The sequence below is a fragment of the Mesorhizobium sp. CNPSo 4661 genome (assembly GCF_057784215.1).
On record NZ_JBWGIO010000020.1, the window covers coordinates 69,612 to 82,098 of the forward strand.

Genomic DNA, 12,487 nt, shown 5'->3' on the forward strand with positions numbered 1-12,487 from the left:
GATCCCTGCAGCCGGTATCGTTGTCGCTGAGATGGCTAACAACTGCGGTCCGACCTCGCAAGCAGGTCTAGAACTTATCCAGATCCTGGTGGCGCGCCTTGATCTCGCGCACCGTGCGCGAGGACGAGCGCAGCACGATCGTGTGCGTGGTGATGAAGGTGCGGCCGAACTTCACCCCGTCGAGCAAATTGCCGTCGGTAACGCCGGTCGCCGCGAAGAGCACGTCGCCGCGCGCCATATCCTGGGCGCGATAGACGCGCTTCGGGTCCGAAATGCCCATCTTCTGCGCCCGCGCCACCTTCTCGGGCGTGTCGAGGATCAGCCGGCCCTGCATCTGTCCGCCGGTACAGCGCAGCGCAGCCGCCGCCAGCACGCCCTCCGGCGCGCCGCCGGTGCCGAGATAGATGTCGATGCCGGTTTCGTCCGGATCGGTGGTGTGGATGACGCCCGCGACATCGCCGTCGCCGATCAGCCGGATCGCGGCGCCCGTGGCGCGCACGGCGTCGATCAGCCTGGCATGACGCGGCCGGTCGAGGATGCAGGCGGTTATGTCGGAGACGCCCACGCCCTTGGCCTTGGCCAGATTGGCGAGGTTCTCGGCCGGCGAGGCGTCGATGTCGATCAGGTCTTCGGGATAGCCGGGGCCAATGGCGATCTTGTCCATGTAGACGTCGGGCGCAAACAGCAGGCTGCCCTTTTCCGCGATGGCGATGACGGCCAGCGCGTTGGGCAGGTTCTTGGCGCAGATCGTCGTGCCTTCGAGCGGATCGAGCGCGATGTCGACGGCCGGACCTTTGCCGGTGCCGACCTCCTCGCCGATATAGAGCATCGGCGCCTCGTCGCGCTCGCCCTCGCCGATCACCACCGTGCCTTTGATGGCCAACCGGTTGAGCTCCTGGCGCATGGCGTCGACCGCCACCTGGTCGGCGGCCTTCTCGTCACCGCGCCCGCGCAGCCTCGCCGCCGCGACCGCCGCACGCTCGGTGACACGCACGACTTCCATGGCAAGGATCCGGTCGAGACCACCGACGATGTTCTGGGCGATGTTCATGGATTACGCGTTCCTCGTTGTCATGAGAGCGGTTCAGTTCTGAGCCGCTCCAATTGTTGCTTCGAGCAATTCCAGAACGGTCGAGCGCCGGAATTGCTCCGCCTCCCGCCAGAGGCGCGCTTCTTCTGGCAAAGCTCCATGACAACGGCAAGACTCAGCCGGTCACTTTTCGAAATGACAGCAAAATCAATCGATTGAAGGCAAAAACGGACTTGGCTTATTCGGCCCGCTCGATGCGGATCACCTGCGGCTTGTCGGTCAGATGACCGTCCTTGGTGATGCCTTCTACGGCCTTGCGCACCGCCGCTTCCGTCGTCTCGTGGGTAACGAGGATGACAGTCTTCTGCGCCTTCGTTTCGGCGCCAGCCGCCTGCTGGACGATCGATTCCAGCGAGATGTCGTTGTCGGCCATGCGCTTGGCTATGGCCGCGAAGACGCCGGTGCGGTCATGCACGGTCAGCCGGATGAAATAGCCGCCGGCATGACTGCGCATCTGCGCCTTCTTGTAGGGCTTCAGTTCCTTCGCCGGCCAGCCGAAGACCGGGCCATGCTGGAAGCCTGGCCGGCTCTTGGCGATGTCGGCAATGTCGCCGACGACCGCCGAAGCGGTGGCATTGCCGCCCGCGCCCGGACCCGAGAGCAGGAGCTCGCCGAGGATATCGGTCTCGATCGCCACCGCGTTGGTGACGCCATGCACCTGCGCAATGACCGAAGCCGTCGGCACCATGGTCGGGTGCACGCGCTGTTCGATGCCGCTCTCGGTGCGCTGCGCGACGCCGAGCAGCTTGATGCGGTAACCGAGGTCGCCCGCCGCGCGGATGTCGGCCTGGGTGATGTTGGAGATGCCTTCCATGTAGATGTCGCCGGCGGCGATCTTCGTCCCAAACGCAAGGCTGGTCAGGATCGACAATTTGTGCGCCGTATCGTGGCCTTCGATATCGAAGGTCGGATCGGCCTCGGCGTAACCCAGCCGCTGCGCGTCCTTCAGGCAGGCGTCGAAGGCGATGCCTTCGGCTTCCATGCGGGTCAGGATGTAGTTGCAGGTGCCGTTGAGGATGCCGAACACACGCGTCACCGCGTTGCCCGCCATCGCCTCGCGCATCGTCTTGATCACCGGGATGCCGCCGGCCACCGCAGCCTCGTAATTGAGCAGCACGCCCTTCTTCTCGGCGATCTCGGCAAGCGCCACACCATGCTTGGCAAGCAGCGCCTTGTTGGCGGTGACGACATGGCGCCCGGCCTCGAGCGCCGCCTTCACCGAGGCACGCGCCGGCCCTTCGTCGCCACCGATCAGCTCGACGAAGACATCGATATCCGCCTTCTCGGCCAGCTTGACGGGATCGTCGAACCATTTCGCGGTGCTTAGGTCGATGCCGCGGTCGCGCTTCGGGTCGCGGGCCGACACGGCCGTCACGACGACGTCGCGGCCGCATTGGCGGGTGAGCTCGGGCGCCTTGTCGCGCAGCACGCGCGCCACCGAGGCGCCGACCGTGCCGAGGCCGGCAATTCCAACACGCAACGCTTCAGCCATGTCCGGCGACGCCCCTCAAATTCTACGGGATATAAGGCAAACTCAGCGACGAGCGGTGAGCGGCACCACGTTGTTGGGCTGCTTGGCGGTGGTCGCGAGGAACTTCTTGATGTTGCGTGCCGCCTGGCGGATCCGGTGCTCGTTCTCGACCAGCGCCACGCGCACATAGTCGTCGCCATGCTCGCCGAAGCCGACACCCGGCGCCACCGCGACATCCGCATGCTCGATGAGCAGCTTGGAGAATTCGAGCGAGCCGAGATGACGGAACTGCTCCGGGATCGGAGCCCAGGCGAACATCGAGGCCGCGGGCGCGGGAATGGTCCAGCCGGCGCGGCTGAATGAATCGACCATCACGTCGCGCCGCTTGTGGTAGACCTCGCGCACCTCCTCGATGTCGGCGCCGTCGCCGTTCAGCGCATGCGCCGCCGCTACCTGGATCGGCGTGAACGCGCCGTAGTCGAGATAGGACTTCACCCGCGTCAGCGCCGAAATCAGCCGCTCGTTGCCGACCGCGAAGCCCATGCGCCATCCGGGCATGGAAAAGGTCTTCGACATTGAGGTGAACTCGACGCAGACATCCATCGCGCCCGGCACCTGCAGCACCGACGGCGGCGGATTGCCGTCGAAATAGATTTCCGAATAGGCGAGATCCGACAGGATGATGATGTCGTTCTTCTTCGCGAAGGCGACCACGTCGTTGTAGAAGTCGAGCGAGGCGACAAGCGCCGTCGGGTTCGACGGATAGTTGAGGATCAGCGCCAGCGGCTTCGGGATCGAATGGCGGATGCCGCGCTCGACCGCCGGAATGAAGCCGTCATCGGGCTCGACCTGAAGCGATCGGATCACCCCGCCCGACATGATGAAGCCGAAAGCATGGATCGGATAGGTCGGATTGGGGCACAGGATGACGTCGCCGGGCGCGGTGATCGCCTGTGCCATGTTGGCGAAGCCCTCCTTCGAGCCGAGCGTCGCCACCACTTGCGTATCGGGGTTCAGTTTTACGCCGAAGCGGCGCTGATAATAACTCGCCTGGGCGCGGCGCAGGCCGGGAATGCCGCGCGACGACGAATAGCGATGCGTGCGCGGATCGCGCACCACTTCGCACAATTTGTCGACGATGGCCTTCGGCGTCGGCAGGTCCGGATTGCCCATGCCAAGGTCGATGATGTCGGCGCCGCGCGAGCGGGCGCTGGCCTTCAGCCGATTGACCTGCTCGAAGACATAGGGCGGAAGCCGGCGGACCTTGTGAAATTCTTCCATTGGAGTTCCAGACGATCAAAGGGGGCGCTTTCGGCGCGCGATATAAACCTAATTGCAGCTAGGGTCGAGGGCAGGGTCGCATTTGCCCTCGATCTGCTTCAGCGTGTCGTCGCCATGCGTCTTGGCAAGCTTGTTGAGAGCCGCCGCATTCGCCGGTGCCTTGACGCTGCCGCCCTTGGCGGCCTGCGCCTGCTCCTCGGCCTTGAGCTGGGCCAGGTTCGCCGCGGTCTCTTCCTTGGTGAGCTGCTTGGCGGCCACCGGCGGCGGGACATTGAGGTTCGGATAGGAGCCGGTGTCCTTCGGACCTTCGGTCAGGGACGTCGGCGCCGCATTGTTCGTGCTGGTGCTCGTGCAGCCGCCGGCGGGCAGCAGGACGCCGACCAACCCGGCCACGACCGCCATGCGGCAAATCGAACCCGGCCTGAGAAAAAAAGTCCCGCCAACATTAATCGTCATATTGTTTTCCTGGCAGCCGGGTTACAGCGAATTGGACCCGGTCAGATGTCCCATGGTAATATGTCAAGAAAACGCTCCGGGAGGAACCCCGCGAACCATGTCCAAACCTGACGATTCGGACAAAGCGGAAAATGGCGGACCTTCGGCCATCGAGCAATATCTGGTGAAGGACCCCGAGCGTTTTGCCTTGAACATGGCGCGCATGATCGAGCAGGCCGGCAAGGCGGCTTCCGCCTGGACCGAACCGCGCGAGAAGGGCGAAGTGCGCGATCATGTCGCCGAGCCCGTCGTCGACATGGTCAAGACTTTCTCCAAGCTCTCGGAATACTGGCTGGGCGACCCGCAACGCGCGCTCGAAGCGCAGACGCGACTGTTCGCCGGCTACATGACCGTGTGGGCGAACGCCATCCAGAAGGTCAATCCCAACGCCGAGGCGCCGCAGGACGCGGTTCAGCCCGAGCGCGGCGACAAGCGCTTCCAGGACCCGGAGTGGGGCCGCAACGCCTTCTTCGATTTCCTCAAGCAGGCCTATCTCGTCACCTCGCGCTGGGCGAACGAGCTGGTCGAGCATGCCGAGGGTCTGGACGAGCACACGCGCCACAAGGCGAGCTTCTACGTCAAGCAGGTGTCTAACGCGATCGCGCCGTCGAACTTCATCCTGACCAACCCGGAGCTGTTCCGCGAGACCATGGCCTCGAACGGCGAGAACCTCGTGCGTGGCATGAAGATGCTGGCCGAGGACATCGCCGCCGGCCGGGGCGACTTGAAGCTGCGCCAGGCGGATTACACGCCGTTCGAAATCGGCAAGAACATCGCCACCACGCCCGGCAAGGTCATCGGCCGCAGCGACGTCGCCGAGATCATCCAATACGACCCGGCGACGGAGACGGTGCTGAAACGGCCGCTGCTGATCTGTCCGCCATGGATCAACAAGTTCTACATTCTCGACCTCAACCCGCAGAAATCCTTCATCCGCTGGGCCATCGAGCAGGGCCACACCGTCTTCGTCATCTCCTGGATCAATCCGGACGAGCGCCACGGCGCCAAGGGCTGGGAGGCTTATATCCGCGAAGGCCTGCAATTCGGCCTCGACATGGTGGAGAAGGCCACCGGAGAGAAGGAGGTCAACGCCATCGGCTACTGCGTCGGCGGCACGCTGCTTGGCGCGGCGCTGGCCCTGCTGGCGCAAGAGGGCGACCATCGCATCAAGTCGGCCACCTTCTTCACCACGCAGGTCGACTTCACCTATGCCGGCGACCTCAAGGTGTTCGTCGACGAGGACCAGGTCGCCGCGGTCGAGCGCTCGATGAGCGAAAAGGGCTATCTGGATGGCACCAAGATGGCGACCGCCTTCAACATGCTGCGCTCGGGCGATCTGATCTGGCCCTATGTCGTCAACAACTATATGCGCGGCAAGGAGCCCCTTCCCTTCGACCTGCTCTACTGGAATTCCGATTCCACGCGCATGGCGGCGGCCAACCACTCCTTCTATCTGCGCAACTGCTATCTCGAGAACAATCTGTCGCGCGGCGTGATGGAGCTTGCCGGGCGCAAGGTCTCGCTGGCCGACATCACGATCCCGGTCTACAACCTGGCCACGAAGGAAGACCACATCGCGCCGGCGCTTTCGGTGTTCCTGGGATCGCAATTTTTCGGCGGCGACGTCGAATATGTGATGGCGGGTTCCGGCCATATCGCGGGCGTCGTCAATCCGCCCGCCGCCAGGAAATATCAGTACTGGACCGGCGGCAAGCCGGTGGGTGACTTCAACGCATGGCTCGCCGCGGCGCACGAGCATCCAGGCTCGTGGTGGACACACTGGCAGCACTGGATCGAGAACCAGGACGACATCCGCGTACCCGCCCGCAAACCCGGCAAGCGTATGAAAACCTTGGGAGATGCGCCGGGCAGCTATGTCAAGGTGCGCGTGTAACGGACTGTAATGTCTGGTGAGTTGACGGGCCGCCAAAACAGGGCGAAATGGTGGCGTCAATCGTTTGGCGGCCTCAAATCACCTTCCGACGCAGAATAATTCCGAGGCTTGCAGATTCGACACACGTCCCGTTTCCGGTTGGGAACAGGAGGGTTATCGCGGCCGGGTTGTGGAGTGGCGCGGCGATAACGAACCGACCGGATACCGAGGGGGAATTTGTTTTGAAATCAGCAGGTTGGCGTCTTGCACGAAGGGAAAGCCGCAGCATTGCGGCGGCGCTTTTCTCCGTGCTCCTGGCCTCTTGCACGTCGACCGGCGACCCGACGATGTCGGTCGTTTCGCCCGCCTACAATTCAACCGCGACCGAAATGAGCGCGACATCTGGCGCCAAGACCGCGACCGCGTCCGATTCGTCGTTGCAGGCATCGGCGCCCGCCGAGGCGACGGCGACCGTGATGAGCGAGGGCGATACGCCCCTGCCCGAAAAAGTCGCCTATGTGCCGGAGACGCGGCCGCAAGCCGCCTTCCCGACCGTCGCCTTGCCGGCGGGCTCCACCACGATCGCCGGCAGCACGCCGCAACCGCTGGTTCAGCAGGCGCAGACGGCGGAACAGACGCAGGGCGTCGCCCAGCAGGTCGCCGCCGGCGATGCCGCCGCCATCGCATCGAAGGCTCAGGCGACCACGCAGGCCATGAGCAACGGCGTCTATGTGACCGCTGGCGAACCGGCGCAGCCGCAGGTCGCCGCGCCGAAGAAGAGCCTGTTCGCCTCGCTGTTCAGCACCACGCCGGCTTCGGCCGCACCCGCCCCCCTGATCAACAATGCGCGCTCCGGCGAGCAGCCTGCGGCGCAGGCCAAGACGACGACGCCGGCCAAGCCGATCGTGACGCTGGCCTCGGCCACCCCGGCCGACAAGCCGGTGCAACTGGCTTCGATCGACGACCCGGCCAATCACATCACCGGTGCCGACGCGCTCCCCGGCGTGCGCCAGACCGCGCTGTTCGAGATCAAGCGCAAGTCCGGCATCGACGACGAAAGCGACGTGGACCTCAATGAGGACGAGGGCGGCGGCGGTTCCTACCAGGTGGCGTCGGCCGCCGGCATGGCCAGGCTCGCGCCCAATGGTCTTTTGAAGCAGAACGAAAGCGTCGACGTCGCCTGCCTCAAGCCGTCGCTGGTGCGGGTGCTGAAAACGATCGAGGGCCATTTCGGCCGCAAGATGATCGTCACCTCCGGCTACCGCGATCCTTCGCGCAACCGCCGCGCCAACGGCGCCAAGAACTCGCTGCATATGTATTGCGCGGCCGCCGACATCCAGTTGCCCGGCGTGTCGAAGTGGGACCTGGCGAGCTATGTCCGCTCGATGCCCGGCCGCGGCGGCGTCGGCACTTACTGCCATACAGAATCCGTCCACATCGACGTCGGTCCCGAACGCGACTGGAACTGGCGCTGCCGCAGGCGCAGCGGCGGTGGCGAGGACGGCTGAGCCCTTCGGCTTGGCCTCGTGGGCATAGCAGGTTTGATCGGTTGAAGGCCGATTGCCGTCAACATTAGTTTCAAAACGCCACCACAGACATTGGCGATTAGCCGAAGCCCGTCCGAACTTCGTCATCCACGGGCGGAGCGGGAGCGAAGCGGACGCGCAGACCCGAGGATCCATTCCGTGACCTTGGCCTAAGAGTTCAGCGGCGCAGATTCTGCACCGTTGCGGCGCGTCATCGTCACGGAATGGATTCTATGGTCTGCGCGCGTCGCTTCGCTCCTTGCTCCGCCATAGAATGACGATCGCGAGGGGCGTTGCAGTCAATCTCCAAGCTGCACGATCAAGTGGAGTCGGAAACCACGCCTAAAGCGCGTCGCGCTGAAACGGATTCAGGCGACGCGCTTTAAGTCTTTGTTTTGATGCATGTCGTTGTCCCAGAACCGCTGCACACTTCTGGGCGACATGCATTAGCGTATTGGCGGAGCGCTTTTTGCCCCTTTTGAAAAAAGTTGTCGCATGTGGCGGCAGATGGGTTGCCGGTTGGCAACAACGCAATTATAAGCCGCTTCGTCTGAGCGCGCCCATCGTCTAGCGGTTAGGACACCGCCCTTTCACGGCGGTAACAGGGGTTCGATTCCCCTTGGGCGTACCAGTCTTTCTCAAGCATTTGGCGCGTCGCTGATCGATAAGCATCGTAGATGGCGGGCCTAGTCTGGGATTTCCCGGATGAAGTAGACGATTTGATCCTCAAATCGGTCTATCGAAATCTTACCTTCGATGAGCTTGATGAACTCCTCGGCTATGGCCTCATCGTCCCACGTCATTTCGTATCCGTTTAGAGCGAGGAACATGAGACCGCAAACCCACCCGGTGCGCTTGTTTCCCTGCTCAAAGGCATGGGCTTGGGCGATAGCCAGAGCCAAGATGACCGCGAGCCGCAAGACGTCTTGTTCGCCATCGTATACGTAATGGTTTTGCGGGCGGGACATAGCCGATTCAAGCTTCGCCACGTCCAGTATGGCGTGAGCCTCCGAACTAGCAGCTACTTCATCTTGGTTGGCGCGGATTGCCTGCTCAACAGGGAGCCACAGCGGCTCACTTAGCAAGTTCGGCCCGGATTTTAGGATACCGAGCGCTGATCTCTTTGCGCAAAGCGTCGAAATCTACCGGACCCTTAGGAGGGCGCGGAGGGAATTGGACTCCATCGTCCTTTACCACTGGAACCGCAAAGCGCATTCTTTTCGTGTCTTTCTTTGGCCCGGGTCTCCAGGCTCGCTTAATCATGGTATATCTCATTTCTCGTTACAAGTGCCTTAAGGGCATCTAACTGAATTCAATGGTGAATGTTCCATAAAGTCCGCCCTTTCACGGCGAGGTTCGCTTCCCTTGAGCGTACCAGAAATTTCAATCAGCTTTTCCGGTCGGCGCCCCGGTCTCGATGAACGACCCGAAAGGCAATCCATCATCTTGCCGTTTCACCCGGCTAAACCCAGAGGCGGGCCTGTGAAGGTCAGGCCGAAACGCGCCCCGATCGCGGCGACCTGGTCCATGTCATCGGGGATCCGGCACTTGCGCTCAGCCATCTCCGCGAAGAAACCCTCGAAGCCGCCGGGTGTCATGACGGTGAGCATTCTGGCGGGTCGCTCGCCAAGCACCCGGAATGTATGCTCGGTTCCGCGCGGAACGTGCACGACACAGCCCGGCCCGACTATGCGCGTTTGACCGTTCATCCAGAACTCCACTTCGCCGGACTGGATCTGGAAGGTCTCGTCTTCGTCCTTGTGGATATGGCGCGGAGGACCATAGCCGGGCTGATCGAGGCTTTCGAACATTCCGAGCCGCGAGGCCGTTTGCTCCGCTGTCAGGCAAATCCGGTAGGACGTGCCAAGCCACTGGACAGTGTAGGGTACCGAAGCAGCCGCCACCGAAACCTCCAACGCCATTTCGATGCGGGAAGGTTGCCAGAATCGATTTCATAATTGAAATCGATAGCTTCTATAAAATATATTTGGCAGATGAATTTATCGGGCTTCGACCTCAATCTCCTGCGGGTGCTCGACGCGTTGCTGCGCGAGCAGTCGACCGTAAAAGCCGGGGAGCGCATCGGCCTGTCGCAACCAGCGGTCTCAGCCAGCCTCGGGCGGCTTCGGAATTTTCTGGGCGATCCGCTTTTCGTGCGCGCGGGACAGCGCATCGTACCAACACAATACGCCCGCGATCTCGAACTTCCGCTTCGCCGCATCCTCGATGAATTGTCGGCGCTGCTCGCCGGGCCCGGCAGCTTCAATCCGGCGGAGGCCGAGCAAAGCTTCAAGATCGCGGGTTCGGATTTTTTTGCCGAGATGCTGATGCCTGCCCTAGCCAACGCAATTTCCCGGCTTGCTCCGAGAATACTGGTCCAACTCGTGGATCTCGTGCCCGACGATTATGTCGGCACGCTGGAAAAGCATGGTATCGACCTTGCCCTCGTTCCCAAGGTCGATTTCCCCGCCTGGATCGACCATCTGCCTGCCTTCCGGTCGACCTTCGTGACGATAGCCCGCGCCGGGCACCCGAGGCTGGAGCGGGCGAAGGTGAGGCCCGGAGACGTCGTTCCGATCGATCTCTTCTGCGACCTCGGCCATGTCGTCTTCTCGCCCGAGGGCAAGCTCAAGGCCATGGGCGACGCCGCGCTTGCCCGGATGGGCCGCGAACGGCGGGTGGGCATGACGATGCCGGTGTTCGGCGGCGTCTGTAACGCGGTGGCGGGAAGCGATCTGGTCGCGCTCGTGCCGGAACAGCTCGCCCGCAAGGTGGCACCTCGACTGGGGCTGGCGATATATAGTCCGCCCATGCCGATCAATCCCGCCCTCATCTGCATCGTCTGGCACAAGCGCAATACGACCGACCCCACACACCGCTGGCTGCGGGAATTGGTGCTGAAACTGCTCTCGCAACTGAGCGCCTGTGAAACCGATGGCAGCGCCCATGAACCGCGCCCGAGCTGAATAGCTGGCCCGGTGTCGGTGCCAATAACAGATGGCATATGCAGAAACGCGCCGTTAACGCCGTTCCCGAACGGCAGGAGCCGGCCTCAGCCCCAAAGTGTAGAGTTCTTCACGCTCCCGGACGTGGAGACGAGGATGAACCTGCTTCGGACAGCGCTCCTATGCGCGGCAATGACCGGCCTGGCCGGGCTGCAGGCTGCCCGCGCCGAGGATCAGCCCGTCCAGTCGAACGGCGACGCGGCGCAACAACAGCAGCCGGTCGTTCACTGCGAGGGGCAGAATTGCCTTCCCCCGAAGGACGACCCCGCATTGGAGTGCAAGGGGCAGGATTGCACGCCGGCTCCGGCGGCCGACCAGCCGGCGGGCCCGGAGATCAAGAAGGTCAAGTGAGCTGCAGCGGGCGCGCTGTGGCGAACCCGCGGCGAGCGCCGATCAATCCGGAACCATCGGCGCCGGCTCTTCGCACCGATAGACCATGCACTCACCTTCACGGACCGGGACATAGTCGACCATCGGCACGTAGGGAGCATCGCACTCGTTGCCGAATTGACGGACATAGCGCTCATATGTGTTCGCCCCGGTGGTCAGCACCACCGCTTGCCGGCTCTGGATCAGCGCCTGGGTCTGCGCACAAGTCATTGTGCGTGTGTCGGGCCGTGCATCGGCGAAATTTGTGGCGGCAACGATCAACGCTGCCGCGCAAAACGCAATCTTGCGTATGGGCATGGAGGCATCCTCGCAAATCGGCAAATTCGCATCTTGCGACATCGCTCCGCAACAGCGGTGCGGTCACGATGCAGCGAGCGAAGCCTTGAAAAGCAGTTGAAAGCCCGCGCCAAAGGCCTGGAATTACCCGAGGACGAACGTGCGACGTCAGGCTGTTGCGAACACCACCGCAGCAAGCCCCCCGGCCGGCGCAGGCCGAGCGCGCCGGCTTTGACCGACACATGATCGAGATGGTCGATCGTCACCATCGACGACGCAATGACCGGCATGCCGTGCTGTCTATTCGTCGCGAACGGCCCGAACAAATTCCCGTGAGCCATGTCCGCAAGCAATATCCCACTATATAACAGCGTCGTTGAGGTAATGAGATGTCAGGCGCCTACGATCTGGGAACCAATCTGGTCCGCCGTATCTATGAGAAGCGCATAGATACGCCGGCCATTCTTGATGCCGGCACGCATTTTCCCAATGCCGCGAAGTTCACCGCCGCCTGGGAGAATATCCGCGACGAGGCGCTGGCGGCGAAGCTGAACAAGGCGCCGCGCTTCCACGACATCATGCCGGAGCAGGCCGATATCTCGGCCAATGACGGTCTCGACTGGCGCATGTTCGTGCTCAAGGCCTATGACATGACGGTCCCGGAAAACCTCGCGCGCATGCCGGTCCTGAGCCGGTTGCTTGCGGAGTGCCCCGAGGTCAAATCGGCGGCTGTCTCGTTCCTTGCCCCGCGCAAGCACATCCCGCCGCACCGCGGACCTTTTCGCGGCATCATGCGGTTCCATCTCGGCCTGGCCATCCCGAAACAGCCGGACGGCCGTCCGGCAACGATCATGATGATCAATCACGAGGAAAGGCGCATCGCCGACGGCGAGTGCATGCTGTGGGACGACACGTTCGAGCACGAAGTCATGAACAACTCGGATCAGCCCCGCGTCGCTCTCTTGCTCGACGTGTGGCGTCCGCAAATGCCGCTGGATATGGAAATCCTGTCGCGCGTGATCGTGCGCGGCGTCCAGGTGGGGATGCGCTATCGCGGCGTGTCGTTCGGCGGCTGAACCA

The 12,487-nt window shown here is 62.9% G+C and carries 12 protein-coding genes and 1 tRNA gene; 6 read left to right on the forward strand and 7 right to left on the reverse strand.

Annotated features, from left to right (window positions below):
• Positions 1–67: 67 nt before the first annotated feature.
• From glpX to AC0YKC_RS27120, 4 genes are all read right to left on the reverse strand, one after another.
• Positions 68–1,051 (reverse strand): class II fructose-bisphosphatase, encoded by a 984-nt coding sequence (gene glpX / locus AC0YKC_RS27105; protein WP_488513314.1) that lies wholly within the window; start codon positions 1,049–1,051, stop codon positions 68–70.
• A 217-nt stretch (positions 1,052–1,268) separates the two neighbouring features.
• Positions 1,269–2,582: a homoserine dehydrogenase gene (locus tag AC0YKC_RS27110; protein ID WP_488513315.1), complete on the reverse strand. Its 1,314-nt coding sequence runs from the start codon at positions 2,580–2,582 to the stop codon at positions 1,269–1,271.
• 42 nt (positions 2,583–2,624) lie between these two features.
• Positions 2,625–3,842 (reverse strand): LL-diaminopimelate aminotransferase, encoded by a 1,218-nt coding sequence (locus AC0YKC_RS27115; RefSeq protein ID WP_488513316.1) that lies wholly within the window; start codon positions 3,840–3,842, stop codon positions 2,625–2,627.
• 48 nt (positions 3,843–3,890) lie between these two features.
• On the reverse strand, positions 3,891–4,298 hold the full coding sequence (locus AC0YKC_RS27120; protein WP_434723022.1) for a hypothetical protein: 408 nt from the start codon (positions 4,296–4,298) through the stop codon (positions 3,891–3,893).
• Positions 4,299–4,395: 97 nt separating this feature from the next.
• Here AC0YKC_RS27120 and phaC point away from each other — a divergent pair, with 97 nt between their 5' ends.
• From phaC to AC0YKC_RS27135, 3 genes are all read left to right on the forward strand, one after another.
• Entirely contained in the window at positions 4,396–6,231 is a 1,836-nt protein-coding gene (gene phaC / locus AC0YKC_RS27125; protein ID WP_320295483.1) for a class I poly(R)-hydroxyalkanoic acid synthase, read from the forward strand.
• 326 nt (positions 6,232–6,557) lie between these two features.
• Positions 6,558–7,718: a YcbK family protein gene (locus AC0YKC_RS27130; RefSeq protein ID WP_488513317.1), complete on the forward strand. Its 1,161-nt coding sequence runs from the start codon at positions 6,558–6,560 to the stop codon at positions 7,716–7,718.
• Positions 7,719–8,292: 574 nt separating this feature from the next.
• Positions 8,293–8,367: transfer RNA gene (locus tag AC0YKC_RS27135), tRNA-Glu, on the forward strand.
• A 55-nt stretch (positions 8,368–8,422) separates the two neighbouring features.
• Here the strand turns inward: AC0YKC_RS27135 and AC0YKC_RS27140 are convergent.
• Positions 8,423–8,821 (reverse strand): type II toxin-antitoxin system death-on-curing family toxin, encoded by a 399-nt coding sequence (locus AC0YKC_RS27140; protein WP_320295481.1) that lies wholly within the window; start codon positions 8,819–8,821, stop codon positions 8,423–8,425.
• A gap of 369 nt (positions 8,822–9,190) precedes the next feature.
• The gene (locus AC0YKC_RS27145) at positions 9,191–9,547 is read right to left on the reverse strand and encodes a cupin domain-containing protein (protein ID WP_488513318.1); all 357 of its coding nucleotides are present in this window, start codon (positions 9,545–9,547) and stop codon (positions 9,191–9,193) included.
• 147 nt (positions 9,548–9,694) lie between these two features.
• Here AC0YKC_RS27145 and AC0YKC_RS27150 point away from each other — a divergent pair, with 147 nt between their 5' ends.
• Together AC0YKC_RS27150 and AC0YKC_RS27155 are read left to right on the forward strand one after the other, a co-directional pair.
• Positions 9,695–10,702: a LysR family transcriptional regulator gene (locus tag AC0YKC_RS27150; protein WP_488513319.1), complete on the forward strand. Its 1,008-nt coding sequence runs from the start codon at positions 9,695–9,697 to the stop codon at positions 10,700–10,702.
• Positions 10,703–10,837: 135 nt separating this feature from the next.
• Positions 10,838–11,092, forward strand: coding sequence for a hypothetical protein (locus AC0YKC_RS27155; protein ID WP_320295478.1), 255 nt, complete (start codon positions 10,838–10,840; stop codon positions 11,090–11,092).
• A 42-nt stretch (positions 11,093–11,134) separates the two neighbouring features.
• Here AC0YKC_RS27155 and AC0YKC_RS27160 read toward each other — a convergent pair whose 3' ends face one another.
• Positions 11,135–11,428, reverse strand: a complete 294-nt coding sequence (locus AC0YKC_RS27160) for a hypothetical protein (protein WP_488513320.1) — start codon at positions 11,426–11,428, stop codon at positions 11,135–11,137.
• 368 nt (positions 11,429–11,796) lie between these two features.
• Here AC0YKC_RS27160 and AC0YKC_RS27165 point away from each other — a divergent pair, with 368 nt between their 5' ends.
• Positions 11,797–12,483 carry an aspartyl/asparaginyl beta-hydroxylase domain-containing protein gene (locus tag AC0YKC_RS27165; protein ID WP_320295476.1) on the forward strand — a complete coding sequence of 229 codons (687 nt, stop codon included), beginning with the start codon at positions 11,797–11,799 and terminating at the stop codon, positions 12,481–12,483.
• Positions 12,484–12,487: the final 4 nt, after the last annotated feature.

Bases quoted from the DNA above. Each gene is read 5' to 3' on its own strand.
- phaC (WP_320295483.1), top strand. From the start codon at position 4,396: ATGTCCAAACCTGACGATTCGGACAAAGCGGAAAATGGCGGACCTTCG.
- AC0YKC_RS27115 (WP_488513316.1), bottom strand. From the start codon at position 3,842: ATGGAAGAATTTCACAAGGTCCGCCGGCTTCCGCCCTATGTCTTCGAG.
- AC0YKC_RS27110 (WP_488513315.1), bottom strand. From the start codon at position 2,582: ATGGCTGAAGCGTTGCGTGTTGGAATTGCCGGCCTCGGCACGGTCGGC.
- AC0YKC_RS27145 (WP_488513318.1), bottom strand. From the start codon at position 9,547: ATGTTCGAAAGCCTCGATCAGCCCGGCTATGGTCCTCCGCGCCATATC.
- AC0YKC_RS27155 (WP_320295478.1), top strand. From the start codon at position 10,838: ATGAACCTGCTTCGGACAGCGCTCCTATGCGCGGCAATGACCGGCCTG.
- glpX (WP_488513314.1), bottom strand. From the start codon at position 1,051: ATGAACATCGCCCAGAACATCGTCGGTGGTCTCGACCGGATCCTTGCC.
- AC0YKC_RS27120 (WP_434723022.1), bottom strand. From the start codon at position 4,298: ATGACGATTAATGTTGGCGGGACTTTTTTTCTCAGGCCGGGTTCGATT.
- AC0YKC_RS27160 (WP_488513320.1), bottom strand. From the start codon at position 11,428: ATGCCCATACGCAAGATTGCGTTTTGCGCGGCAGCGTTGATCGTTGCC.
- AC0YKC_RS27130 (WP_488513317.1), top strand. From the start codon at position 6,558: ATGTCGGTCGTTTCGCCCGCCTACAATTCAACCGCGACCGAAATGAGC.
- AC0YKC_RS27165 (WP_320295476.1), top strand. From the start codon at position 11,797: ATGTCAGGCGCCTACGATCTGGGAACCAATCTGGTCCGCCGTATCTAT.